The following is a 22,476-nucleotide window of genomic DNA, read 5'->3' on the forward strand; positions in this document are numbered from 1 at the left end:
TTTTTGGGAGTGGCAGGGTGATGGCAAATTTTTTTCAAAAAGCCCTCAAGCAACCTGCAAACCCGACGATAACTATTACGAAGGTTCTCTAGGCCATACCCGGCGGTTGCCAGGGCCGGAAGCCGCAGTACCCAACCAACGAGGAATTCGTCATGGCTTTAACAGTAAACACCAACACTACGTCGTTGAACGTTCAGAAAAACCTGAACCGCGCTTCCGACGCTCTGTCGACTTCGATGCAGCGCCTGTCTTCCGGCCTGAAAATCAACAGCGCTAAAGACGACGCCGCTGGCCTGCAGATCGCTACCCGTATGACTTCCCAGATCCGTGGTGGCAACCAGGCGATCCAGAACGCCAACGACGGTATCTCCGTTGCTCAGACCGCTGAAGGCGCTCTGCAAGCTTCGACCGACATTCTGCAGCGTATGCGTGAACTGGCTGTTAAAGCCCGTACCGGTACCAACGGCAGCATCGACCAGAAAGCAACGAACGACGAATTCGCCCAGATGTCGGACGAACTGACCCGTATCTCTGCTTCCACCAACCTGAACGGCAAAAACCTGCTGGACGGTTCGGCTGGTACTGTGACCCTGCAAGTGGGCGCAAACACCGGTTCGGCTAACCACATCGACCTGGTACTGAGCTCCAAGTTCGACGCCGTCAGCCTGTCCGTAGGTAGCGGTACTGTAGTTCTGACCGGTGCAAGCGTATCGGGCGCTGCTGCCAACATCGACAACGCAATCACCGCGATCGACGCTGCAATTGCAACGATCAACAGCACTCGTTCGAGCCTGGGTGCTTCGCAAAACCGTCTGACCAGCACCATCTCCAACCTGCAGAACATCGTTGAGAACACCACCGCTGCACAGGGTCGTGTACAAGACACCGACTTCGCCGCAGAAACTGCTAACCTGACCAAGCAGCAAACTCTGCAGCAGGCTTCGACCTCCGTTCTGGCTCAAGCCAACCAACTGCCTTCCGCTGTACTGAAGCTGCTTCAGTAATTTCGGAACAAGTTTGGGCGGGAGGGTGCGCTGGTCGTGCTCTCTCGCCTTTTTACGTTAGGAGGTGATGAGCATGGACATGAGCGTCAAGCTTAACCAGTCTTATCCGGCTCCCAAGCCAGTTCCGCCGGTTGCTGACAAGCCGTCAGAGACGCCCAAGGTTGCCAAGACTGAAGCGCCGGTCGCTGCCAAGAGTCAGGATTCGGATGACGCCAAGTTGAAGCTGGCGGTGCAGGAGATCGAGAAGTTCGTCCAATCGATCAAGCGCAATCTGGAGTTCTCGATTGACGAGCATTCCGGCAAGGTCATTGTCAAAGTGATCGCAAGCGAGACGGGTGAGGTCGTTCGACAGATTCCCTCCGCAGAAGCCCTCAAGCTGGCAGACAGCCTGGCCAATGCAAGCCACGTGTTGTTCGACGCCAAAGTCTGATAGCTGGCATGAATAATGTTTGTCTGTTCTCAGGACGCGTGTAACGGTCAAAAGAATGGCAACAATCTGAAGGGAGATGCACATGGCAAGTCCAATTCTACCGGGTTCCGGACTGGGTTCCGGCCTGGACATCGGTGCGATCGTCACTGCGCTGGTCAACGCCGACAAGGCGCCGAAGCAGACGCAGATCGACACCGCGACCAAAGCCAACACGCTGAAAATTTCCGGCATTGGTTCGCTGAAGAGCGCGTTGACCGCGTTCCAGACGGCGATGACCAATCTGGGCAGCAAGACCAATCCTGCATTTGCCGGCTTTACCGCGACTGCGAGCAATACGAATCTGAGCGCGACGTCTGACAGCACCGCAGTGGCGGGCAGCTACAACGTCGTTGTCACTCAATTGGCCACTGGTTCGAAAATCGCCAGCGCCTCGTTCGCCGGCGGAACCGCCAGTGCCATTCCGAGTGGTACCCTGAAAATCAGTCAGAATGGCACTGATTACAATGTCGACATTCCTGCCAATTCCACTTTGCAGACCACCCGCGACGCCATCAACAAGGCGCAGGGCGCTAACGGCATCTCCGCCAACATTGTGACCGACAGCACCGGTGCTTCGCGCCTGGTGATCAGTTCGAGCAAGACTGGCGAAGGTTCTGACCTGAAGGTCAGCGGTATCGCCGGTCTGGAAATTGACGGCACTCAGAAGATGGGTCTTAACCCGGCTGCAGGCGCTTCAGGCGCCGTCAACGACGTTGCGGGCAACGCCAAGCTGACCATCGATGGCCTTGCAGTCACCAGCAAAAGCAACACGGTGACCGGCGCAATCAGTGGCATGACCCTGAATCTGACGACAGTCAGCCCTCTCGTAGGTACCGTTGCGACGCCTACGGTTGTCAGCGTGGAGGCCAACACCAAAGGTCTGCAGACATCAATTCAGACGTTCGTCGACGCTTACAATACGTTGAAGAGCACCATCGACACGCTGTCCAAGGCGACGCCGGATGCCGATGGCAAGCTGACCGTGCAGGCCGCTTTTACTGGCGACGCGATGCCGCGCGCGCTGATTGCCGATATTCGTGGTCAGTTGACGGCGGAAGGGGCTGGCGGTCCGTTGGCGGTGCTGTCGCAGTTGGGTGTGATGACCGACCGTGACACCGGTAACCTGAAGTTCGATACCACTGCTTTCACCAAAACCATGGCGCAACCCGGCATGACCGGCCAGGTTCAGCAATTGTTCACTGGCACCAACGACACCAATGGTCTGCTGGCGCGCATGAGCAAGGCTGTTGATCCGTATCTCAAGCCACCGGCGGATAATCTGAGCAGCCCTGGTTTGCTTGATCAGCGCATGGCGATTCTTACCAAAAACACCCGCAACCTGACCGATCAGCAAGCGGCGCTGGACTTGCGTGTCGCCAACCTGACCCAGACGTTGACGGCCAAGTACAACGCCATGGACTTGCTGGTAGGGCAAATGAAGGCGACGGCGAGCAACATTACGTCGTTCTTCAGCTCGCTGACCGCTCAGCAGTCCGCGAAGTAACAGACAGACACGACAAAAACCCGGCTACGCTTTATCGGCGTGTGCCGGGTTTTTGTCTTTTGATCTAAAGTTCTCTGATTCGTTGGCGATACACTGGGTATACGAGTCATTGTGGCAATGAGGTAGAACATGAATCCGATGTTAGCCCTTCGGCAATACCAGAAAGTCGGCGCGCATGCACAGACGTCCGAAGCGAGCCCGCACCGTCTGGTGCAAATGTTGATGGAAGGTGGTCTGGATCGCATCGCTCAGGCCAAAGGCGCCATTGAGCGCAAGGATATTCCGGGCAAGTGCACATCGATCAGCAAGGCTATCGGCATCATCAGTGGCTTGCGCGAAGGTCTGGATCTGGATAACTGCGCCGATACGGTGGGTGAGCTCGACCAGCTGTACATCTACATGATGAAGCGTCTGGCTGAGGCCAACATCAGCAGCGACCCGAAGATTCTCGACGAAGTTGCCGGCCTGCTGCGCACCGTGAAGGAAGGTTGGGACGGCATTGCGCCGCCAGGCCCCCAGTTTTAAGGAGATCACCATGAGTCTTGTATTGCAGCGAATTGCCGATACCCGAGAAGCGTTGGTCACTGCGCTGGCCGAACGCAATTGGGAAGCCATCGGCGAGCTGGATCTGGCTTGCCGTTCCTGCATGGAAGACGTCATGGCTGAAGCTGCGCTGGATGAAGACGCGTTGCGCAACAATCTTGAAGAGTTGCTACACGTCTACAAAGAGCTTCTTGAGGTGGCGATGGGTGAGCGGCAGGCGATAGCCAACGAGATGTCGCAGATCACCCAAGCGCAGAAGGCGGCAAAGGTTTACCATCTGTTTGGTTAATTAACCCCCAGTTAATCCAGACATGTGCGCCATAAATTTGACTGTGCACGGTTTTTTGACTTAACTAGTGGCTGTTTTCAGATTTCAGGCGTCTACAGGCACATGGTGTCCTGCAAGCGTCTCGCTTGCCCCTTATTTTGGGCATTGAGTTGACTAGGGAAGTTGCTATTGCATGTGGCGTGAAACCAAAATTCTGCTGATCGATGACGATAGCGTCCGCCGCCGCGACCTGGCGGTGATTCTAAATTTTCTCGGCGAAGAAAATTTACCCTGCGGCAGCCATGACTGGCAGCAGGCAGTCGGCTCTTTGTCGTCTAGTCGTGAGGTCATTTGCGTACTGATCGGGACCGTTAATGCTCCTGGTGCGCTTTTGGGCTTGCTAAAGACACTCTCAACCTGGGATGAGTTCCTTCCGGTTTTGTTGATGGGCGATAATTCTTCCGTTGACTTGCCTGAAGACCAGCGTCGCCGGGTGCTTTCGACCCTCGAAATGCCGCCCAGCTACAGCAAATTGCTCGACTCCCTGCACCGTGCCCAGGTCTATCGCGAGATGTACGACCAGGCCCGCGAGCGCGGTCGTCATCGCGAACCTAACCTGTTCCGTAGTCTCGTCGGCACCAGTCGTGCGATTCAGCACGTGCGCCAGATGATGCAGCAGGTCGCCGATACCGACGCCAGCGTGCTGATCCTTGGTGAGTCCGGGACCGGCAAGGAAGTGGTTGCACGTAACCTGCATTACCACTCCAAGCGCCGCGACGCGCCGTTCGTGCCAGTCAACTGCGGGGCGATCCCGGCAGAGCTGCTCGAAAGCGAACTGTTCGGTCACGAGAAGGGTGCCTTCACCGGCGCTATCACCAGCCGTGCCGGCCGTTTCGAACTGGCCAACGGCGGTACGCTGTTCCTCGACGAAATCGGCGACATGCCGCTGCCGATGCAGGTCAAACTGCTGCGCGTCTTGCAGGAACGCACCTTCGAACGCGTGGGCAGCAACAAGACCCAGAGCGTCGATGTGCGCATCATCGCTGCAACGCACAAGAATCTCGAAAGCATGATCGAGATCGGCACCTTCCGCGAAGATCTCTACTACCGCCTGAACGTGTTCCCGATCGAGATGGCGCCGCTGCGTGAGCGCGTCGAAGACATTCCGTTGCTGATGAACGAACTGATTTCGCGCATGGAGCACGAGAAGCGCGGTTCGATCCGCTTCAACTCGGCGGCGATCATGTCGCTGTGCCGTCACGGCTGGCCGGGCAACGTCCGCGAACTGGCCAACCTGGTCGAGCGCATGGCGATCATGCATCCGTACGGGGTGATCGGCGTGGTCGAGTTGCCGAAGAAATTCCGTTACGTCGATGACGAAGACGAGCAAATGGTCGATAGCCTGCGCAGCGATCTCGAAGAGCGCGTGGCGATCAATGGTCATACGCCGGACTTCACCGCCAACGCCATGCTGCCGCCGGAAGGCCTGGACCTGAAAGACTATCTCGGTGGTCTGGAGCAGGGCTTGATCCAGCAGGCACTGGACGATGCCAATGGCATTGTGGCGCGTGCCGCTGAGCGCCTGCGCATCCGTCGTACCACCCTGGTCGAGAAGATGCGCAAGTACGGCATGAGCCGACGTGATGGAGATGAACAGGCGGAGGATTGACGCCTGTTTTTCAACTGCTTCATTTATAAGCAGTTTTTTTTAGGCACGGGTATTGCTACAGCCCTCGCAACGTTCCGTTTAACTGACGGTCAGCCAAGCGAGAAAGCACAATGCCCCAAGCCCAGATGTCTTCTGCCTCCAGTCCCGAGGGGCAGTCGTCCTCCGTAGAGCAGGCGAGCCGACAGGGTCTTGAGCAGGCATTCGAACTGTTCAACCAGATGTCCAGCCAACTCACTGACTCCTACAGCATGCTTGAAGCGCGGGTGACCGAGCTCAAGGGGGAGCTGGCGGTGGTCAGCGCCCAGCGTATGCAGGAGCTGGCGGAAAAAGAACGCTTGGCCAACCGTCTGCAAAACCTTCTTGATCTGTTGCCCGGTGGCGTCATCGTCATTGACGGTCACGGCATGGTGCGCGAAGCCAATCCGGCCGCCATCGAGCTGCTCGGCCTGCCGCTTGAGGGCGAGTTGTGGCGCCAGGTGATTGCGCGCTGCTTTGCGCCGCGTGAAGACGACGGTCATGAAATTTCCCTGAAGAACGGTCGACGCCTGTCGATTGCCACCCGCTCGCTGGATGCCGAGCCGGGGCAATTGGTGCTGCTCAACGACCTGACAGAAACCCGCCATCTGCAAGATCAACTGGCGCGCCATGAGCGTTTGTCCTCGCTGGGGCGCATGGTCGCCTCGCTCGCGCATCAGATCCGCACGCCGCTGTCTGCCGCCTTGCTCTACGCCAGTCATTTGACTGAGCAGGAATTGCCGGTCGCCACGCAGCAGCGTTTCGCCGGGCGCCTGAAAGAGCGTCTGCATGAACTCGAGCATCAAGTGCGCGACATGCTGGTGTTTGCTCGCGGTGAATTGCCGCTGACCGATCGCCTCACCCCGAATGCCTTGATGCAGGCCCTGCAAGCGGCGGCGCTGACGCATGTGCAGGATCTGCCAATCCGCTGGCAGTGCGACAGTCATACCGGCGAGCTGTTGTGCAATCGCGACACGCTGGTCGGGGCGCTGCTGAATCTGATCGAAAACGCGATTCAGGCGAGTGCCGGCAACGTCCGTCTGAAAGTGCATTGCTACAGCCGCGACAACACGCTGCGCCTGTGCGTCAGCGACAGTGGCAGCGGGATCGAGCCAGTCGTTCTGGCGCGGCTCGGCGAGCCATTTTTTACCACCAAAGTCACCGGCACCGGCCTCGGCCTGACCGTGGTCAAGGCTGTGGCCCGGGCGCATCAGGGAGAATTGCTGCTGCGCTCGCGAGTCGGGCGCGGTACGTGCGCGCAGGTGATCCTGCCGCTGTTTTCCGCTGTACACGGAGCTGAGTAAACGACATGGGCATCAAGGTTTTGCTGGTCGAGGATGACCGCTCGTTGCGCGAGGCGCTGGCCGATACATTGCTGCTGGCCGGCCACGATTATCACGCGGTCGGGTGCGCTGAAGATGCGCTGACGGCGGTGGCGCGCGAAGCGTTCAATCTGGTGGTCAGTGACGTCAACATGCCCGGCATGGATGGTCATCAACTGCTCGCATTGTTGCGTGCCCGCCAGCCGCAATTGCCGGTGTTGCTGATGACCGCGCACGGCGCAGTCGAGCGCGCAGTCGATGCGATGCGTCAGGGCGCGGCGGATTATCTGGTCAAACCGTTTGAACCCAAGGCCTTGCTCGATCTGGTGGCGCGGCATGCGCTGGGCAATATTGGTACGAGCGAAAGTGAAGGCCCGATTGCGGTCGAGCCGGCAAGCGCCCAACTGCTTGAATTGGCCTCACGAGTCGCACGCAGCGATTCCACCGTTTTGATCTCCGGCGAATCCGGCACTGGTAAAGAAGTGCTGGCGCGTTACATTCATCAGCAATCCCATCGCGCCAGTCAGCCGTTCATTGCGATCAACTGCGCCGCGATCCCGGACAACATGCTCGAAGCAACGCTGTTCGGCCATGAGAAGGGGTCGTTCACCGGCGCCATCGCCGCGCAAGCCGGCAAGTTCGAACAGGCTGACGGCGGCACGCTGTTGCTCGACGAAATCTCCGAAATGCCGCTCGGCTTGCAAGCCAAACTGCTGCGCGTGTTGCAGGAGCGTGAGGTCGAGCGCGTCGGTGCGCGTAAACCGATTGCCCTGGATATTCGCGTGGTCGCCACTACCAACCGCGATCTGGCGGGCGAAGTGGCCGCGGGGCGTTTCCGTGAAGATCTTTTTTACCGTTTGTCGGTTTTCCCCCTGGCCTGGCGTCCACTTCGCGAGCGCACTGCCGATATCTTGCCGCTGGCCGAAAGGCTGTTGGCCAAACACGTCAATAAAATGAAGCATGCGGCGGCGAAACTCTCGCCTGAGGCGCAAGCGTGCCTGACCGCTTACCCGTGGCCGGGCAATGTGCGAGAACTGGATAACGCGATTCAGCGCGCGTTGATTCTGCAGCAGGGCGGCCTGATTCAGCCGCAGGATTTTTGCCTGGCCGGTCCCGTGACGTACACCGCGATGCCTGTCACCGCGCCAGTGTCAGCGGTGCTTCGCGAGGTGGAAATCGAAGCGGATTCGGCTGGCGCCCTGGGCGATGACCTGCGCCGCCGGGAGTTTCAGATGATCATCGATACCCTGCGTGCCGAACGTGGGCGCCGCAAGGAAGCTGCGGAAAAACTCGGCATCAGCCCACGCACCCTGCGCTACAAACTGGCGCAAATGCGCGATGCCGGGATGGACGTCGAAGGTTATCTGTTCGCCACCTGACGTCTGGTGCAATGATTTGAAAACGCTTTTCTGAAAGGGGTGCCCATGAGCTGGCACCCTTGTTGCTAATACCTGTGTACCCGCCGAGTGAGTGTCAAAAAATTGCGGGCCGCCCAAGAGAGTAGACCATGAGCCAAGGTATTGAATTTAATCGGTTGATGATGGACATGAAGGCCATGAAATTGGACGCCATGTCTGCACCGAAATCGACGACCGCTGTCCCTGAACTGGCGGGCAGCAGCTTTTCCGACATGCTCGGTCAGGCGATCAACAAGGTCAGCGATACCCAGCAGGCGTCGACTCAGTTGGCCAACGCATTCGAAGTGGGCAAGAGCGGCGTCGATCTGACGGACGTGATGGTCGCTTCGCAAAAAGCCAGCGTGTCGTTCCAGGCTCTGACCCAGGTACGCAACAAGCTGGTTCAGGCTTATCAAGACATCATGCAGATGCCGGTTTAAGGACGAGATTGAGTCATGGCAGAAGCAGTCGCCGATAACGTTCCGGCCAAGGCCACCCCGATAGACGGTAAACCACCGTTGTTCGGCCTGTCCTTCCTGGAAAACCTCTCCGAGATGACCATGCTGCGTCAGGTGGGCCTGTTGGTCGGCCTGGCTGCGAGCGTGGCGATTGGCTTTGCCGTGGTGCTGTGGTCGCAGCAGCCGGATTACCGTCCGTTGTATGGCAGCCTTGCCGGTATGGACGCCAAGCAGGTCATGGACACCCTGGCCTCTGCCGACATCCCTTACACCGTCGAACCGAATTCCGGCGCCTTGCTGGTCAAGGCCGATGACCTGTCTCGTGCGCGGATGAAACTCGCCGCTGCTGGTGTCACTCCCAGCGACGGCAACATCGGTTTCGAAATCCTCGACAAGGAACAGGGGCTGGGCACCAGCCAGTTCATGGAAGCGACGCGTTACCGTCGCGGCCTCGAAGGTGAGCTGGCGCGGACCATTTCCAGCCTGAACAACGTCAAGGGTGCCCGCGTGCACCTGGCCATTCCGAAGAGTTCGGTGTTTGTGCGTGACGAGCGCAAGCCAAGCGCTTCGGTATTGGTCGAGTTGTACTCCGGTCGTTCGCTGGAGCCAGGTCAGGTCATCGCGATCATCAACCTGGTGGCGACCTCCGTTCCCGAGCTGAGCAAATCGCAGATCACCGTCGTCGATCAGAAGGGCAACCTGCTCTCCGATCAGGCGGAGAACTCCGAAATGACCATGGCCGGCAAGCAGTTCGATTACAGTCGCCGCATGGAAAGCATGCTCACCCAGCGCGTGCACAACATTCTGCAGCCAGTACTGGGCAACGATCGCTACAAGGCGGAAGTGTCGGCTGACATCGATTTCAATGCGGTCGAGTCGACTGCCGAGCAGTTCAACCCGGATCAACCGGCGTTGCGCAGCGAGCAGTCGGTCAACGAACAACGCACCGCCAGCAATGGCCCGCAAGGTGTGCCGGGTGCCCTGAGCAACCAGCCACCGTCGCCAGCCTCGGCACCGCAAACCACCGGTGGCGCCGCAGCGCCGGCCGCGATGGTGCAGCCAGGTCAGCCATTGGTTGACGCCAACGGTCAGCAGATCATGGACCCGGCCACCGGCCAGCCGATGCTCGCGCCGTACCCGGCCGACAAGCGTCAGCAATCGACCAAGAACTTCGAGCTCGATCGTTCCATCAGCCATACCAAACAGCAGCAGGGTCGCCTGAATCGTCTGTCGGTGTCGGTGGTGGTCGACGATCAGGTCAAGGTCAACGCGGCCAACGGCGAAACCAGCCGTGCGCCGTGGAGCGCCGACGAATTGGCGCGCTTCACCCGTCTGGTCCAGGACGCCGTCGGTTTCGACGCCAGCCGTGGCGACAGCGTCAGCGTGATCAACATGCCGTTCTCTGCCGAGCGCGGCGAAGTGATTGCCGATATTCCGTTCTACTCCCAGCCATGGTTCTGGGACATCGTCAAACAAGTGCTGGGTGTGTTGTTCATCCTGGTGCTGGTGTTTGGTGTGCTGCGTCCGGTGCTCAACAACATCACCGGCGGCGGCAAAGGCAAGGAGCTGGCCGGTCTTGGCAGCGACGTGGAACTCGGTGGCATGGGCGGCCTGGACGGCGAACTTTCCAACGACCGCGTGAGCCTCGGTGGTCCGCAGAGCATTCTGTTGCCGAGCCCGAGTGAGGGTTATGACGCGCAACTGAATGCAATCAAGAGTCTGGTGGCAGAAGACCCGGGTCGCGTGGCCCAGGTCGTGAAAGAGTGGATTAACGCAGATGAGTGATAACCGAGCCGCTGTCGCTAAACTGTCCCGGGTCGACAAAGCCGCAATTCTGCTGCTGTCCCTGGGTTCGACCGATGCTGCGCAAGTGCTGCGCCACATGGGCCCGAAAGAGGTTCAGCGTGTGGGTGTGGCCATGGCGCAGATGGGCAACGTCCATCGCGAACAGGTCGAGCAGGTCATGAGCGAGTTCGTCGACATCGTCGGCGACCAGACCAGCCTGGGCGTCGGTTCCGACGACTACGTGCGCAAAATGCTCACCCAGGCCCTGGGTGAAGACAAGGCCAACGGCCTGATCGACCGCATCCTGCTCGGTGGCAACACCAGTGGCCTCGACAGCCTGAAATGGATGGAGCCGCGCGCGGTTGCCGATGTGATCCGTTACGAACACCCGCAGATCCAGGCAATCGTGGTCGCGTACCTCGACCCGGATCAGGCTGGTGAAGTACTCGGCAACTTCGACCACAAGGTGCGGCTGGACATCATCCTGCGCGTCTCGTCGTTGAACACCGTACAGCCTGCAGCGTTGAAAGAACTCAACCAGATTCTCGAGAAGCAGTTCTCCGGCAACTCGAATGCCTCGCGCACCACCCTGGGTGGCATCAAGCGTGCGGCCGACATCATGAACTTCCTCGACAGCTCGATCGAAGGCCAGCTCATGGACTCGATCCGCGAAGTCGACGAAGACCTGTCCGGTCAGATCGAAGACCTCATGTTCGTGTTCAACAACCTTGCCGATGTCGACGACCGTGGCATTCAGGCGTTGCTGCGCGAAGTGTCTTCCGACGTGCTGGTACTGGCCCTCAAGGGATCGGACGAAGGCGTCAAAGAAAAGATCTTCAAGAACATGTCCAAACGTGCCGCCGAACTGTTGCGCGACGACCTCGAGGCCAAAGGCCCGGTGCGCGTCAGCGACGTCGAAACGGCACAGAAAGAAATCCTCACCATTGCCCGTCGTATGGCCGAAGCCGGCGAAATCGTCCTCGGTGGCAAAGGTGGCGAGGAAATGATCTAAGCCCATGGACAAGCACGACGACGATGTGACGGATCTGATCCGTGCCCGCGATGTCCGTGGTTTCGAATCCTGGGCACTGCCCAGCTTCGATCCGCCGAAGCCGGAACCCGAGCCTGAGCCGGAGCCCGAACCGCCGGAAATGGAAGAAGTGCCGCTGGAAGAAGTCCAGCCACTGACCCTGGAAGAACTCGAAAGCATCCGTCAGGAGGCTTACAACGAGGGCTTCGGCATCGGCGAAAAGGAAGGCTTTCACAGCGCCACACTCAAGGTCCGTCAGGAAGCTGAAGTGGCGCTGGCGGCAAAACTTGCCAGCCTTGAGCAGTTGATGGCGAACCTCTTCGAACCGATCGCCGAGCAAGACACGCAGATCGAAAAGTCGTTGGTCGACCTCGTGCAACACATCACCAAACAGGTGATCAAGCGCGAACTGGCCATCGATTCCAGTCAGATCGAACACGTCATGCGCGATGCGCTCAAGCTGTTGCCGCTGGGTGTCGAGAATGTGCGCCTGTACGTCAATCCGCAGGACTTCGAGCAAGCCAAGGCCCTGCGCGAACGTCATGAGGAAAGCTGGCGCATCGTCGAAGACGAATCGCTGTTGCCGGGCGGCTGCCGGGTTGAAACCGAGCACAGCCGCATCGATGCCAGCATTGAAACCCGCGTTACTCAGGTCATGGCCAAGCTGTTCGATCAGTTGCACGAACAGGCTTTGCACCCGGCTGAAGCGGATCTGACTCTGGACATTGCAGAAGACGTAAAACCGGCGGCCACACCAGAAGAGCCGCTCGCGGACGAACCCGATGCGCCTTGAACGCACCAGTTTCGCCAAGCGCCTGAGCACTTACGCTGAGGCCACCGAGATTGCCGGCGCGCCGATTCTTGAAGGTCGCCTGTTGCGCATGGTCGGCCTCACCCTTGAGGCCGAAGGCCTGCGCGCCGCCATGGGCACGCGCTGCCTGGTGATCAATGACGACAGTTACCACCCGTCCCAGGTGGAAGCGGAGGTCATGGGCTTTTCCGGCAGCAAAGTCTTCCTGATGCCGGTCGGCAGCGTCGCTGGTATTGCCCCGGGCGCCCGTGTGGTGCCACTGGCTGATACCGGTCGTTTGCCGATGGGCATGAGCATGCTCGGTCGTGTCCTCGACGGCGCCGGACGTGCGCTGGACGGCAAGGGCGGCATGAAAGCCGAAGACTGGGTGCCGATGGATGGCCCGACGATCAACCCGCTCAACCGTGATCCGATCAGCGTGCCGCTGGACGTTGGCATCCGTTGCATCAACGGCTTGCTGACGGTCGGTCGTGGCCAGCGTCTGGGTCTGTTCGCCGGTACCGGTGTCGGTAAATCGGTATTGCTGGGCATGATGACCCGCTTCACCGAGGCCGACATTATTGTCGTTGGCCTGATCGGTGAGCGGGGTCGAGAAGTTAAGGAGTTCATCGAGCACAGCCTCGGTGAGGAAGGCCTCAAGCGTTCCGTCGTCGTCGCATCTCCGGCGGACGATGCGCCGCTGATGCGTCTGCGCGCCGCGATGTACTGCACGCGCATCGCCGAGTATTTCCGCGACAAGGGCAAGAACGTCCTGTTGCTGATGGATTCGCTGACCCGTTTCGCTCAGGCCCAGCGGGAAATCGCTCTGGCCATCGGCGAGCCGCCCGCGACCAAGGGTTATCCGCCATCGGTATTCGCCAAATTGCCGAAACTGGTTGAGCGTGCCGGTAACGCAGAGAAGGGCGGCGGTTCGATTACCGCGTTCTACACCGTGTTGTCCGAAGGCGATGATCAGCAGGACCCGATTGCCGACTCGGCGCGAGGCGTGCTCGACGGCCATATCGTGCTGTCCCGGCGCTTGGCCGAAGAGGGGCACTATCCGGCCATCGACATCGAAGCCTCGATCAGCCGGGTAATGCCTGCCGTGGTCTCGCCGGAACACATGCAGCGCGCGCAATACTTCAAACAGTTGTGGTCGCGCTATCAGCAGAGTCGCGATCTGATCAGCGTCGGCGCCTACGTGGCCGGCGGCGATCGCGAGACCGATCTGGCGATCTCCCTGCAACCGCAGCTGGTCCGGTACCAGCGTCAGGGCCTCAACGACAAAATCAACATGGGCGAAAGCCAGGCTTACCTCGAAACCCTGTTTGCCCCCGCAGCGGGCGGCTAACCGGTCATGGCCACCGTCAGTCGAGCCGCGCGTCTGGCGCCGGTGGTGGACATGGCCGAGCAGGCCGAGAAAACTGCCGTGCAACGGCTGGGCTATTTTCAGGGCCAGGTGAAAGTCGCGGAAAGCAAACTGGCCGACCTCAATGCCTTCCGGCTGGATTACTCGCAGCAATGGATCGTGCGCGGCAGCACCGGCGTAAGCGGGCAATGGCTGCTCGGTTTTCAGGGCTTTCTGGCGCAGCTCGATACCGCCGTCGACCAGCAGCGCCAAAGTCTGGTCTGGCACCAGAACAAGCTCGAAAAGGCCCGTGAGGAATGGCAACAGGCGTTCGCCAAGGTTGAAGGCTTGCGCAAACTGGTGCAGCGCTATCGCGAAGAGGCGCAACGCCTCGAAGACAAGCGTGAGCAGAAGTTGCTTGATGAGTTGTCGCAGCGTTTGCCGCGGCAGAATCCGTTCTAAGATAATGCCGCGGAAACACTGGTTATTTCTCTTCTACAAAAAAGTTCAAATCGTGGGATTGGCCAGGGATCGGGGTACCGTTTCTGGAAACAGTGAAGTAAGCCACTGCGTCATTTCCCTGCAACTGCCAATCCCGGGTTGGGTCGAGCTTTATGCCGACCTTCCCTTGCTCTACCCCTGAGGGCGTCACGCTCGCCGATCTCGAGTATTCAGGGTTGCGCCCGCCTCGGATATTAAAGGTCACCGCATCATTCAGTTTGAAACTGTAAGAAGCCATCAATATCGCTTTGGCGTCGTCGAATTCTTTTTTCGTGACCCTGTTTGGGCTGGATGTTCCTTCCAGGGAGATTTCAAAGGTTTTACTGGTCATGGCAAATTTTCTCCATCCTGAGTGAGTGCTGGCGGCCTGCCAGTCACACGCAGTAGGCGTCGAGGCGAGTTGTAACTTCTACTGTCAGATCTGACAGTCCAGACGGATGGTAACCGGTTACTTGCGAGTCGCCGATCGGCTCCCTCCTGCGGTAGTTCGGGTTGCTGCTCGCTTGATCAAGTGCTAAACCTTGTACAGGTTCGTCAATGACAAGGAAGCCAGTCAATGTCAGTCGTTACAGATCTTTCTCCGGATGGGCAAAAACTGACGATCTCGGTCAGGGGGCGCTTTGATTTTGGCCGCCATCAAGAATTTCGCGAGTCCTATGAGCGGCTCGACAAGAAACCTGAATCCATTGTGGTGGATTTGAAGGAAGCCACTTACCTCGACAGTTCCGCGCTGGGCATGCTGCTCCTGCTACGTGACCACGCTGGCGGTGACAGCTCGGATGTACGGTTGGTCAACAGTAGCTCTGACGTAAAGAAGATCCTCGCCATCTCCAATTTCGACAAACTCTTCGACATCACTTGACGGCCATGCAGGCGCAAGAGCCGCTAACGATCCTGATCGCCGAAGACAGCGCCGCCGATCGACTGTTGCTGTCGACCATCGTCCGTCGTCAGGGTCATGAAGTCCTGACGGCGGCCAACGGTGCCGAAGCGGTCGATCTGTTTCGTCGGCAACAACCCGATCTGGTGCTGATGGACGCGATGATGCCGGTGATGGACGGCTTCGAGGCGGCGCGGCAGATCAAGGCGCTGGCGGGCGAAACGCTGGTGCCGATCATCTTCCTCACCTCGCTGACGGAAAGCGAAGCGCTGGCCCGTTGTCTGGAGGCCGGTGGTGACGACTTTCTGGCGAAGCCCTACAACCAAGTGATCCTTGCCGCCAAAATCAAGGCGATGGATCGCTTGCGCCGTTTGCAGGCAACTGTGTTGCAACAACGCGACCTGATCGCCAAACACCATGATTACCTGCTCAACGAACAGCGCGTGGCCAAAGCGGTGTTTGATAAGGTTGCGCATTCCGGCTGCCTGAGTGCCGCGAACATCCGCTACCTGCAATCGCCTTATGCGTTGTTCAACGGCGACCTGCTGCTGGCGGCCTATACGCCGGCGGGCGACATGCATGTGTTGCTGGGCGATTTCACCGGTCACGGGCTGCCGGCAGCAGTGGGCGCCATGCCGCTCGCCGAAGTCTTCTACGGCATGACTGCCAAGGGCTACGGCCTGGCGGAAACCCTGCGCGAGATGAACGCCAAGCTCAAACGGATCCTGCCGGTGGACATGTTCTGCTGCGCCACGCTGCTTTGTCTGAGCTTTCAGCGGCGTTCGGTCGAGGTGTGGAATGGCGGCATGCCTGACGGTTATCTGCATCGGATTGCCACGGGCGAGCGTTTGCCGCTGGCCGCGCGGCACCTGCCGTTGGGGGTGCTGAGTGCGCAGGCGTTCGATGACCGTACGGAAGTGCATCCGATGGCCGTTGGTGATCGGGTGTTTCTGTTGTCCGACGGGGTGATCGACACCAGTGATGTCAACGATCAGTTGTTCGGCGTCGAGCGTTTGCAGCAGGTGTTCGCCGCCAATCGCGAGCCGGATCGCTTATTCGAGGATATCGAGCAGGCGCTGCAGGATTTTCGCGGTGAGGCGCGCGACGATGTCAGCATGGTCGAGGTCAGCCTGCTGGAGCCTGCGCAGGTCAAGCCGTCGGCGCCGGTGTATTCCGACAGCGGCCAGTCGTGCCCGCTCGACTGGTCGGTGAGTTTCGAATTCCGTGGCGCGACGCTCAAGCGTTTCAATCCGTTGCCGTACCTGTTGCAGTTGCTGCTTGAGGTGCATGGTCTGCGGGCGCAGAGTGGTGCTTTGTACAGCGTGCTCGCCGAGTTGTATTCCAATGCGCTGGAGCATGGCGTGCTTGGCCTGGATTCCAGTCTCAAGCGCGATGCGGCAGGTTTCGCTCGCTACTATCAGCAGCGCAACGACCGGCTGGAGGCGCTGCAGGACGGTTTCGTGCGCGTGCATTTGCAGGTGCAGCCACACGGCGAGGGCGGCCGACTGATCATTCGTGTTGAAGACAGCGGCAAGGGCTTTGATGTGGCGCGGGTCATGGAGCGGCCGCTGGACGGTGTCCGTTTGTCGGGACGCGGCGTCAGTCTGGTCCGGCAATTGGGGCATAACGCCAGTTGGTCGGACGAAGGTCGTAGTGCCCGCGTGGAGTTTTCCTGGGAGGTTGAGGCATAATCCGCGCAATTCTTGATCAAGGAGTGAACAAGTGGCTGACACACATATTGATCGCGAGGCGCTTAGCGTACTGCGCGAAGTCATGGAGGAGGGTTATCCGGAGCTTCTGGATACCTTTCTGGCGGATTCCGAAAGTCGCTTGGGCGAGTTGCAAAAGACCTCTGATGCCAAGGTGTTGTCGGAGGTTGCCCATAGCTTCAAGGGTAGCGCCAGCAATATGGGTGCTGTCCGGTTGGCGGCGCTCTGCCAGGAACTCGAATCGGACGCCAAAGACAAGAGCCCGGCGGAAATAGTCAAACTGGTCGCTGAGATCAGCGGCGAATTTGCTGAAGTTCGCCCGGTTTACGAAAGCGAAAAACATCCCGCTCACACGCACTGATCCCGCCGTCCGGCGCTTTTCTCAAGCGCCGGGCAAATCTGGCCCGGCACTTGCAGCTATCTCCGTAACTGTACCTACGATCCCAGTGCAGCGGAGACCGTTTCATGCCTGCGACCCCCAACATCCTGCTTCAGAATGCCGCTCAGGCCAAGGCGCAAGCTGCCTCGGCCAAAACGTCGGCCATGGCCGTAGACACTGGGGATAAAGCCTCAAGCTTCGCTAAAGTGTTCGCCGATCAGGGGTCGAACAAGCCTGTTGCCAGCACTGACAACTCGCCCAAGCCGTCGCGTGACAAGGTCGCTGACAACAGCGGTAAAAAAGATATCGGCAAGGATCAGTCTGCCGCAGCGCAACCGGCGGTTGCCGATAGCGGCAACGACTTGCCTGCCGACAAAACCACAGCGACCGATGACAGCACCGCCAGCAGCGACGACAGCGCGGACAACACTCAGGCCCCAGTGGTAGATGCTGCGCCGGTTGATCCGACGCTCGATCCAGCTTTAGTCGCCGCTGTGCAGCCTGTGGTCACGGCACCCGTGGTGCAGGCCCCGGCTGTGGTCGCCACTGCCCAGCCAGAAACCGAAACCCCTGCGCTCGCCGCATTACCGGGTATGGTCAAAGATCCGGCACCGACCACTGACAGCGATTTCGACCCTTCGGCCGATCCGCTCGACTCGCTGCCGGCCGTGCGCATGGCGATGGAGCAGGGCGGGCACATTTCCGCTGCCAGCCAGGCACAACCGAAAGCGTCGCCCGCTCAGGCTCAGGCCGACGGCGAATTGACTGCGGCGCAGAATTTCGCTGCCGGCATGGCCAGCATGCTCGACGTGCAAGCCGACAAGGACAGCACCAGCCAGGGCGGCGAGAAAGCCTTCAGCGGCTTGATCGACGATGGCCTCAAAGATCTCAAGACAGCGACCAGCGATACCCGCGTGGATGACTTCGCCAACCGTCTGGCGGCATTGACGCAAGCTGCTACGCCGAAGACCGCGAATGCCGTGCCGGTGAACCAGCCGATCGCTATGCATCAGAGTGGCTGGACCGAAGAAATCGTCAACCGCGTCATGTATCTGTCGAGCGCCAATCTGAAGGCGGCGGACATTCAGTTGCAGCCGGCTGAGCTGGGGCGATTGGACATTCGCGTCAACATGGTCCCGGATCAACAGACGCAAGTGACGTTCATGAGTGCGCATCCAAGCGTGCGTGAAGCGCTGGACGGGCAGATGCATCGTCTGCGCGACATGTTCAACCAGCAGGGCATGGGCCAGGTCGACGTCAATGTCTCCGACCAGAACCGTGGCTGGCAGGGCCAGCAAGGTCAGGAACAGGCACAGCAAGGCCAGAGTGGTCGCACCAGCGCTGCCGGCGGTCGCCTCGATTCGGCGGATGAAGAATTGGCGCCTGCCGCCATTGCTGAAGCCGCTGCGCAAACTACCAGCGTGATCGGCAGCAGCGCGGTCGACTATTACGCCTGATCAAATCAAGAGCCCCTCACCCTAGCCCTCTCCCGGAGGGAGAGGGGACTGATCGGGGATGCTTGTGAAGTACGCCGACCTGATAATTCTGCTGTGAGTCCATAATCGATACGGTCTTTCAGGTCGGCGTTTCACGACAGGGTCCCTCACCCTAACCCTCTCCCAGAGGGAGAGGGGACTGATTGGGGGATGCTTGCGAAGTACGCCGACTTGATACTTCTGCTGTGAATCCATTGGGGGATGCTCAGGACGCTCGCCGATCTGATCGTTTTGAGCCTAATCCATGATCGACTCGGTACTTCAGGTCGACGTATCACGACAAAACAACTCGGTCGGCCCCCTCTCCCTCCGGGAGAGGGCTGGGGTGAGGGTGGCTTTTGACTTTAGCGTTGTCTCCACTACCACTGACACTTCTGGCATAACACTTGCTCTTGCCTTGCCGTGCGACTGTGAAAACCCGATTAGTGACGGATTATTGGCATGGCGAAGAGCGAAACAGCAGCAGTGAAAGACCCCGCAACCAAAGGCAAACTCAAGCTGATCATTGTGATCGTGCTGGCGTTGCTGTTGGCTATTGGTGCATCCGTGGGGGCGACCTGGTTCTTCATGCACAGCGCCCAGAGCAAGCCAGCCGCGGCCGCCGATGCGGCGCCTGTCGGCAAGCAACCAGCGATCTTCGAGCCGATGGCGCCGGCGTTTGTCGCCAACTACAACCAGAACGGCCGTCAGCGCTACATGCAGGTGAGCATCACCATGCTGGCGCGTAATCAGGCTGATCTGGAAGCGCTCAAGGTGCACATGCCGGTGATCCGCAACAACCTGGTGATGCTCTTCTCCGGTCAGGATTTCGCCACCTTGGCGACCCCGGTCGGCCAGGAGATGTTGCGCCAGAAGGCCACAGCCAGCGTCCAGGAAGTGGCGCAGAAAGAGCTGGGCAAAGTGGTGATCGAACAGTTGCTTTTCACTAATTTCGTACTGCAGTAGGAACACGACATGGCCGTGCAGGATCTGCTGTCCCAGGATGAAATCGACGCGCTGTTGCATGGCGTCGACGATGGTCTGGTACAGACCGATAACGCTGCCGAACCCGGCAGTGTCAAAAGCTACGACCTGACCAGTCAGGATCGCATCGTCCGTGGACGCATGCCGACTCTGGAAATGATCAACGAGCGTTTTGCCCGCTACACCCGCATCAGCATGTTCAACATGCTGCGCCGCTCGGCGGACGTTGCCGTCGGTGGCGTGCAGGTGATGAAGTTCGGCGAATACGTGCACTCGCTGTACGTACCGACCAGCCTCAACCTGGTCAAGATCAAACCGTTGCGCGGCACCGCGCTGTTCATCCTCGACGCCAAACTGGTGTTCAAACTGGTGGACAACTTCTTCGGCGGCGACGGCCGTCACGCCAAGATCGAAGGGCGTGAATTCACTCCGACCGAACTGCGTGTAGTGCGCATGGTGCTGGAGCAGGCTTTCGTCGATTTGAAAGAAGCCTGGCAAGCGATCATGGAAGTCAATTTCGAGTACATCAACTCGGAAGTGAACCCGGCCATGGCCAACATCGTCGGCCCGAGCGAAGCGATCGTAGTCTCCACGTTCCACATCGAACTCGATGGCGGTGGCGGCGACCTGCACGTGACCATGCCGTACTCGATGATCGAGCCGGTGCGCGAAATGCTCGACGCCGGTTTCCAGTCGGACCTCGACGATCAGGACGAGCGCTGGGTCAACGCCCTGCGCCAGGACGTACTCGATGTCGATGTGCCGATCGGTGCCACCGTGGCCCGCCGCCAGTTGAAGCTGCGCGACATCCTGCACATGCAGCCGGGGGATGTGATCCCGGTCGAGATGCCGGAAGAAATGATCATGCGCGCCAACGGCGTGCCGGCCTTCAAGGTCAAGATGGGCTCGCACAAAGGCAACCTCGCGTTGCAAGTGATCGAGCCGATCGAGCGTCGCTGAAGCGGCGTTCCAATCCCCAAGCCTTTAACTGAATTTTTGCCCGCCGAGGACAAATGATGAACGACGATATGAACGCCCAGGACGACCAGGCACTGGCTGACGAATGGGCTGCTGCCCTGGAAGAAACCGGTGACGGTCAAGCTGACATCGACGCCCTGCTGGCCGCCGACGCAGCCAGCGGCTCGCGTCTGCCGATGGAAGAGTTCGGCAGCGTGCCGAAGAACAACGACCCGGTCACCCTCGACGGCCCGAACCTGGACGTGATCCTCGACATCCCGGTATCGATCTCGATGGAAGTGGGCAGCACCGACATCAACATCCGCAACCTGCTGCAACTCAACCAGGGTTCGGTGATCGAGCTTGATCGTCTGGCCGGTGAGCCGCTGGACGTACTGGTCAACGGCACCCTGATCGCGCACGGCGAAGTGGTAGTGGTCAACGAAAAGTTCGGCATCCGCCTGACTGACGTGATCAGCCCAAGCGAACGCATCAAGAAGCTGCGCTGAGTGAAACGGTTTCTCTGGGCTTTGCTGGCATTGCCATTGAGCGTGCTGGCCGCCGAGCCGTCGACGGCGACCACAGTGCCCGCCGCCACCGCGCCGATGGTCAACAGCGGCGTGGCCGGGCAACTGACGCAACTGGTATTCGGCCTGTTGCTGGTGCTGGGGTTGATCTTCTTCCTCGCCTGGCTGTTGCGCCGGGTGCAGCAGGCAGGCCCGGCGGGCAAGGGGCAGGTGATCGAACTGATCGGTTCGCGCGCGCTCGGCCCGCGTGACCGGTTGATGCTGGTGCAAGTCGGCAACGAGCAGATTTTGCTCGGCCTCAGCCCCGGCACGATTACCGCGCTGCACGTGCTCAAAGAGCCGATCGAAGTGCCCAGCGCCAGTGAGAAAGCGACGCCGGAATTTGCCCAGCATCTGCTGAAGATTCTCGGCAAGGATCAGAAGGATACGAAGTAATGGGTGCGTTACGCATCGTCTTGACGCTGGCCCTGATGCTGGCCGCGCCGCTGGCGTTCGCCGCCGATCCGTTGTCGATCCCGGCGATCACGCTGGGCACCAACGCCGATGGCGCGCAGGAATATTCGGTCAGCCTGCAGATCCTGCTGATCATGACCGCCCTGAGCTTCATCCCGGCGGCCGTGATTCTGATGACCAGTTTCACCCGGATCATCATCGTCTTCTCGATCCTGCGTCAGGCCCTTGGCCTGCAACAGACGCCGTCGAACCAGATCCTCACCGGCATGGCGCTGTTCCTCACCATGTTCATCATGGCCCCGGTGTTCGATCGGGTGAACAAGGACGCGCTGCAACCGTATCTGGCGGAAACCCTCACCGCCCAGCAAGCGGTGGAAAAGGCTCAGGTGCCGATCAAGGACTTCATGCTCGCCCAGACCCGCACCAGTGATCTGGAGCTGTTCATGCGCCTGTCCAAGCGCACCGACATCGCCACGCCGGATCAGGCACCGCTGACCATTCTGGTGCCGGCGTTCGTCACCTCCGAGCTTAAAACCGCGTTCCAGATCGGTTTCATGATCTTCATTCCGTTCCTGATCATCGACCTGGTCGTGGCCAGTGTGCTGATGGCGATGGGTATGATGATGCTGTCACCGCTGATCATCTCGCTGCCGTTCAAAATCATGCTGTTCGTGCTGGTCGATGGCTGGGCGCTGATCATCGGCACCCTGGCCAGCAGTTTCGGAGGTGTCTCGCCATGACGCCGGAAGTTGCGGTCGATATCTTTCGTGAAGCCCTTTGGCTGACCACATTGATGGTCGCGATTCTGGTAGTGCCGAGCCTGTTGGTCGGCTTGCTGGTGGCGATGTTCCAGGCCGCGACCCAGATCAACGAACAGACCCTGAGCTTCCTGCCGCGTCTGCTGGTGATGCTGGTGACCCTGATTGTGGGCGGTCCATGGATTGTGCAGACCTTCATGGAATACATCATTCAGTTGTACAAAAACATCCCGATGGTCATCGGCTAAGCC

The 22,476-nt window shown here is 59.5% G+C and carries 25 protein-coding genes; 24 read left to right on the plus strand and 1 reads right to left on the minus strand.

From position 1 onward, the window contains the following. Positions 1-152 precede the first annotated feature (152 nt). The 14 genes from M5G26_RS27725 to fliJ all read left to right on the plus strand — a co-directional run bounded on the left by M5G26_RS27725 (position 153) and on the right by fliJ (position 14,064). Complete coding sequence (locus M5G26_RS27725) at positions 153-1,004, plus strand: flagellin domain-containing protein (protein ID WP_016984295.1); 852 nt, start codon at positions 153-155, stop codon at positions 1,002-1,004. A 73-nt stretch (positions 1,005-1,077) separates the two neighbouring features. Continuing rightward, positions 1,078-1,434 (plus strand): flagellar protein FlaG, encoded by a 357-nt coding sequence (locus tag M5G26_RS27730; RefSeq protein ID WP_038363821.1) that lies wholly within the window; start codon positions 1,078-1,080, stop codon positions 1,432-1,434. Between the two features lie 82 nt (positions 1,435-1,516). Next, positions 1,517-2,977, plus strand: a complete 1,461-nt coding sequence (gene fliD / locus M5G26_RS27735; RefSeq protein ID WP_273917024.1) for a flagellar filament capping protein FliD — start codon at positions 1,517-1,519, stop codon at positions 2,975-2,977. A 129-nt stretch (positions 2,978-3,106) separates the two neighbouring features. After that, positions 3,107-3,502 (plus strand): flagellar export chaperone FliS, encoded by a 396-nt coding sequence (gene fliS / locus M5G26_RS27740; RefSeq protein ID WP_003222858.1) that lies wholly within the window; start codon positions 3,107-3,109, stop codon positions 3,500-3,502. A 10-nt stretch (positions 3,503-3,512) separates the two neighbouring features. Next, positions 3,513-3,809, plus strand: a complete 297-nt coding sequence (locus M5G26_RS27745; protein WP_007920054.1) for a hypothetical protein — start codon at positions 3,513-3,515, stop codon at positions 3,807-3,809. A 172-nt stretch (positions 3,810-3,981) separates the two neighbouring features. Continuing rightward, on the plus strand, positions 3,982-5,457 hold the full coding sequence (locus tag M5G26_RS27750; RefSeq protein WP_007920053.1) for a sigma-54 dependent transcriptional regulator: 1,476 nt from the start codon (positions 3,982-3,984) through the stop codon (positions 5,455-5,457). A gap of 110 nt (positions 5,458-5,567) precedes the next feature. Then, positions 5,568-6,776: a sensor histidine kinase gene (locus tag M5G26_RS27755; RefSeq protein WP_443218399.1), complete on the plus strand. Its 1,209-nt coding sequence runs from the start codon at positions 5,568-5,570 to the stop codon at positions 6,774-6,776. Between the two features lie 5 nt (positions 6,777-6,781). After that, the gene (locus tag M5G26_RS27760; protein ID WP_038363825.1) at positions 6,782-8,173 is read left to right on the plus strand and encodes a sigma-54-dependent transcriptional regulator; all 1,392 of its coding nucleotides are present in this window, start codon (positions 6,782-6,784) and stop codon (positions 8,171-8,173) included. A gap of 128 nt (positions 8,174-8,301) precedes the next feature. After that, complete coding sequence (fliE, locus tag M5G26_RS27765; protein WP_038363826.1) at positions 8,302-8,631, plus strand: flagellar hook-basal body complex protein FliE; 330 nt, start codon at positions 8,302-8,304, stop codon at positions 8,629-8,631. A 15-nt stretch (positions 8,632-8,646) separates the two neighbouring features. Further along, complete coding sequence (fliF, locus tag M5G26_RS27770) at positions 8,647-10,434, plus strand: flagellar basal-body MS-ring/collar protein FliF (RefSeq protein WP_038363829.1); 1,788 nt, start codon at positions 8,647-8,649, stop codon at positions 10,432-10,434. Next, positions 10,427-11,446, plus strand: coding sequence for a flagellar motor switch protein FliG (fliG, locus tag M5G26_RS27775; protein WP_007958288.1), 1,020 nt, complete (start codon positions 10,427-10,429; stop codon positions 11,444-11,446). The genes fliF and fliG overlap by 8 nt, the downstream gene beginning before the upstream one ends. Positions 11,447-11,450: 4 nt before the next feature. Further along, positions 11,451-12,257 carry a flagellar assembly protein FliH gene (fliH, locus tag M5G26_RS27780; RefSeq protein ID WP_273917026.1) on the plus strand — a complete coding sequence of 269 codons (807 nt, stop codon included), beginning with the start codon at positions 11,451-11,453 and terminating at the stop codon, positions 12,255-12,257. Continuing rightward, positions 12,247-13,605, plus strand: a complete 1,359-nt coding sequence (gene fliI, locus M5G26_RS27785; RefSeq protein ID WP_064119534.1) for a flagellar protein export ATPase FliI — start codon at positions 12,247-12,249, stop codon at positions 13,603-13,605. Before fliH ends, fliI begins: the two co-directional genes overlap by 11 nt. Before the next feature lie 6 nt (positions 13,606-13,611). Further along, positions 13,612-14,064 carry a flagellar export protein FliJ gene (gene fliJ / locus M5G26_RS27790; RefSeq protein WP_122608304.1) on the plus strand — a complete coding sequence of 151 codons (453 nt, stop codon included), beginning with the start codon at positions 13,612-13,614 and terminating at the stop codon, positions 14,062-14,064. A 22-nt stretch (positions 14,065-14,086) separates the two neighbouring features. Here the strand turns inward: fliJ and M5G26_RS27795 are convergent, their stop codons facing one another. After that, the gene (locus tag M5G26_RS27795; RefSeq protein WP_273917027.1) at positions 14,087-14,434 is read right to left on the minus strand and encodes a hypothetical protein; all 348 of its coding nucleotides are present in this window, start codon (positions 14,432-14,434) and stop codon (positions 14,087-14,089) included. A 225-nt stretch (positions 14,435-14,659) separates the two neighbouring features. Between M5G26_RS27795 and M5G26_RS27800 the strand changes: the two genes are divergently transcribed. The 10 genes from M5G26_RS27800 to fliQ all read left to right on the plus strand — a co-directional run bounded on the left by M5G26_RS27800 (position 14,660) and on the right by fliQ (position 22,473). Then, a complete protein-coding gene (locus M5G26_RS27800; RefSeq protein WP_273917028.1) occupies positions 14,660-14,965 on the plus strand; it encodes an STAS domain-containing protein in 306 nt (101 codons plus the stop codon). A gap of 5 nt (positions 14,966-14,970) precedes the next feature. Next, entirely contained in the window at positions 14,971-16,674 is a 1,704-nt protein-coding gene (locus M5G26_RS27805) for an ATP-binding SpoIIE family protein phosphatase (RefSeq protein WP_134178382.1), read from the plus strand. Between the two features lie 31 nt (positions 16,675-16,705). Further along, entirely contained in the window at positions 16,706-17,053 is a 348-nt protein-coding gene (locus tag M5G26_RS27810) for an Hpt domain-containing protein (protein ID WP_105709138.1), read from the plus strand. Between the two features lie 104 nt (positions 17,054-17,157). Next, positions 17,158-18,528, plus strand: a complete 1,371-nt coding sequence (locus tag M5G26_RS27815; protein ID WP_273917029.1) for a flagellar hook-length control protein FliK — start codon at positions 17,158-17,160, stop codon at positions 18,526-18,528. A 480-nt stretch (positions 18,529-19,008) separates the two neighbouring features. Further along, positions 19,009-19,512, plus strand: a complete 504-nt coding sequence (fliL, locus tag M5G26_RS27820) for a flagellar basal body-associated protein FliL (RefSeq protein WP_273917030.1) — start codon at positions 19,009-19,011, stop codon at positions 19,510-19,512. Positions 19,513-19,521: 9 nt separating this feature from the next. After that, entirely contained in the window at positions 19,522-20,490 is a 969-nt protein-coding gene (gene fliM, locus M5G26_RS27825; RefSeq protein WP_038363850.1) for a flagellar motor switch protein FliM, read from the plus strand. Positions 20,491-20,546: 56 nt separating this feature from the next. After that, positions 20,547-20,996: a flagellar motor switch protein FliN gene (fliN, locus tag M5G26_RS27830; RefSeq protein WP_007920031.1), complete on the plus strand. Its 450-nt coding sequence runs from the start codon at positions 20,547-20,549 to the stop codon at positions 20,994-20,996. After that, positions 20,997-21,449, plus strand: coding sequence for a flagellar biosynthetic protein FliO (gene fliO, locus M5G26_RS27835; RefSeq protein WP_122844898.1), 453 nt, complete (start codon positions 20,997-20,999; stop codon positions 21,447-21,449). Further along, positions 21,449-22,207 carry a flagellar type III secretion system pore protein FliP gene (fliP, locus tag M5G26_RS27840; protein ID WP_016984314.1) on the plus strand — a complete coding sequence of 253 codons (759 nt, stop codon included), beginning with the start codon at positions 21,449-21,451 and terminating at the stop codon, positions 22,205-22,207. Before fliO ends, fliP begins: the two co-directional genes overlap by 1 nt. Next, positions 22,204-22,473 carry a flagellar biosynthesis protein FliQ gene (gene fliQ / locus M5G26_RS27845; protein ID WP_041072975.1) on the plus strand — a complete coding sequence of 90 codons (270 nt, stop codon included), beginning with the start codon at positions 22,204-22,206 and terminating at the stop codon, positions 22,471-22,473. The genes fliP and fliQ overlap by 4 nt, the downstream gene beginning before the upstream one ends. The last annotated feature ends 3 nt before the right edge of the window (positions 22,474-22,476 follow it).

The sequence above is a fragment of the Pseudomonas sp. TNT2022 ID642 genome (genome assembly GCF_028656995.1).
Classification (GTDB): Bacteria; Pseudomonadota; Gammaproteobacteria; order Pseudomonadales; family Pseudomonadaceae; genus Aquipseudomonas.

Excerpts from the sequence above, each read along its gene's own strand:
- M5G26_RS27725 (WP_016984295.1), top strand. The coding sequence starts at position 153 with ATGGCTTTAACAGTAAACACCAACACTACGTCGTTGAACGTTCAGAAA.
- M5G26_RS27730 (WP_038363821.1), top strand. The coding sequence starts at position 1,078 with ATGGACATGAGCGTCAAGCTTAACCAGTCTTATCCGGCTCCCAAGCCA.
- fliD (WP_273917024.1), top strand. The coding sequence starts at position 1,517 with ATGGCAAGTCCAATTCTACCGGGTTCCGGACTGGGTTCCGGCCTGGAC.
- fliS (WP_003222858.1), top strand. The coding sequence starts at position 3,107 with ATGAATCCGATGTTAGCCCTTCGGCAATACCAGAAAGTCGGCGCGCAT.
- M5G26_RS27745 (WP_007920054.1), top strand. The coding sequence starts at position 3,513 with ATGAGTCTTGTATTGCAGCGAATTGCCGATACCCGAGAAGCGTTGGTC.
- M5G26_RS27750 (WP_007920053.1), top strand. The coding sequence starts at position 3,982 with ATGTGGCGTGAAACCAAAATTCTGCTGATCGATGACGATAGCGTCCGC.
- M5G26_RS27755 (WP_443218399.1), top strand. The coding sequence starts at position 5,568 with ATGCCCCAAGCCCAGATGTCTTCTGCCTCCAGTCCCGAGGGGCAGTCG.
- M5G26_RS27760 (WP_038363825.1), top strand. The coding sequence starts at position 6,782 with ATGGGCATCAAGGTTTTGCTGGTCGAGGATGACCGCTCGTTGCGCGAG.
- fliE (WP_038363826.1), top strand. The coding sequence starts at position 8,302 with ATGAGCCAAGGTATTGAATTTAATCGGTTGATGATGGACATGAAGGCC.
- fliF (WP_038363829.1), top strand. The coding sequence starts at position 8,647 with ATGGCAGAAGCAGTCGCCGATAACGTTCCGGCCAAGGCCACCCCGATA.
- fliG (WP_007958288.1), top strand. The coding sequence starts at position 10,427 with ATGAGTGATAACCGAGCCGCTGTCGCTAAACTGTCCCGGGTCGACAAA.
- fliH (WP_273917026.1), top strand. The coding sequence starts at position 11,451 with ATGGACAAGCACGACGACGATGTGACGGATCTGATCCGTGCCCGCGAT.
- fliI (WP_064119534.1), top strand. The coding sequence starts at position 12,247 with ATGCGCCTTGAACGCACCAGTTTCGCCAAGCGCCTGAGCACTTACGCT.
- fliJ (WP_122608304.1), top strand. The coding sequence starts at position 13,612 with ATGGCCACCGTCAGTCGAGCCGCGCGTCTGGCGCCGGTGGTGGACATG.
- M5G26_RS27795 (WP_273917027.1), bottom strand. The coding sequence starts at position 14,434 with ATGACCAGTAAAACCTTTGAAATCTCCCTGGAAGGAACATCCAGCCCA.
- M5G26_RS27800 (WP_273917028.1), top strand. The coding sequence starts at position 14,660 with ATGTCAGTCGTTACAGATCTTTCTCCGGATGGGCAAAAACTGACGATC.
- M5G26_RS27805 (WP_134178382.1), top strand. The coding sequence starts at position 14,971 with ATGCAGGCGCAAGAGCCGCTAACGATCCTGATCGCCGAAGACAGCGCC.
- M5G26_RS27815 (WP_273917029.1), top strand. The coding sequence starts at position 17,158 with ATGCCTGCGACCCCCAACATCCTGCTTCAGAATGCCGCTCAGGCCAAG.
- fliL (WP_273917030.1), top strand. The coding sequence starts at position 19,009 with ATGGCGAAGAGCGAAACAGCAGCAGTGAAAGACCCCGCAACCAAAGGC.
- fliM (WP_038363850.1), top strand. The coding sequence starts at position 19,522 with ATGGCCGTGCAGGATCTGCTGTCCCAGGATGAAATCGACGCGCTGTTG.
- fliN (WP_007920031.1), top strand. The coding sequence starts at position 20,547 with ATGAACGACGATATGAACGCCCAGGACGACCAGGCACTGGCTGACGAA.
- fliP (WP_016984314.1), top strand. The coding sequence starts at position 21,449 with ATGGGTGCGTTACGCATCGTCTTGACGCTGGCCCTGATGCTGGCCGCG.
- fliQ (WP_041072975.1), top strand. The coding sequence starts at position 22,204 with ATGACGCCGGAAGTTGCGGTCGATATCTTTCGTGAAGCCCTTTGGCTG.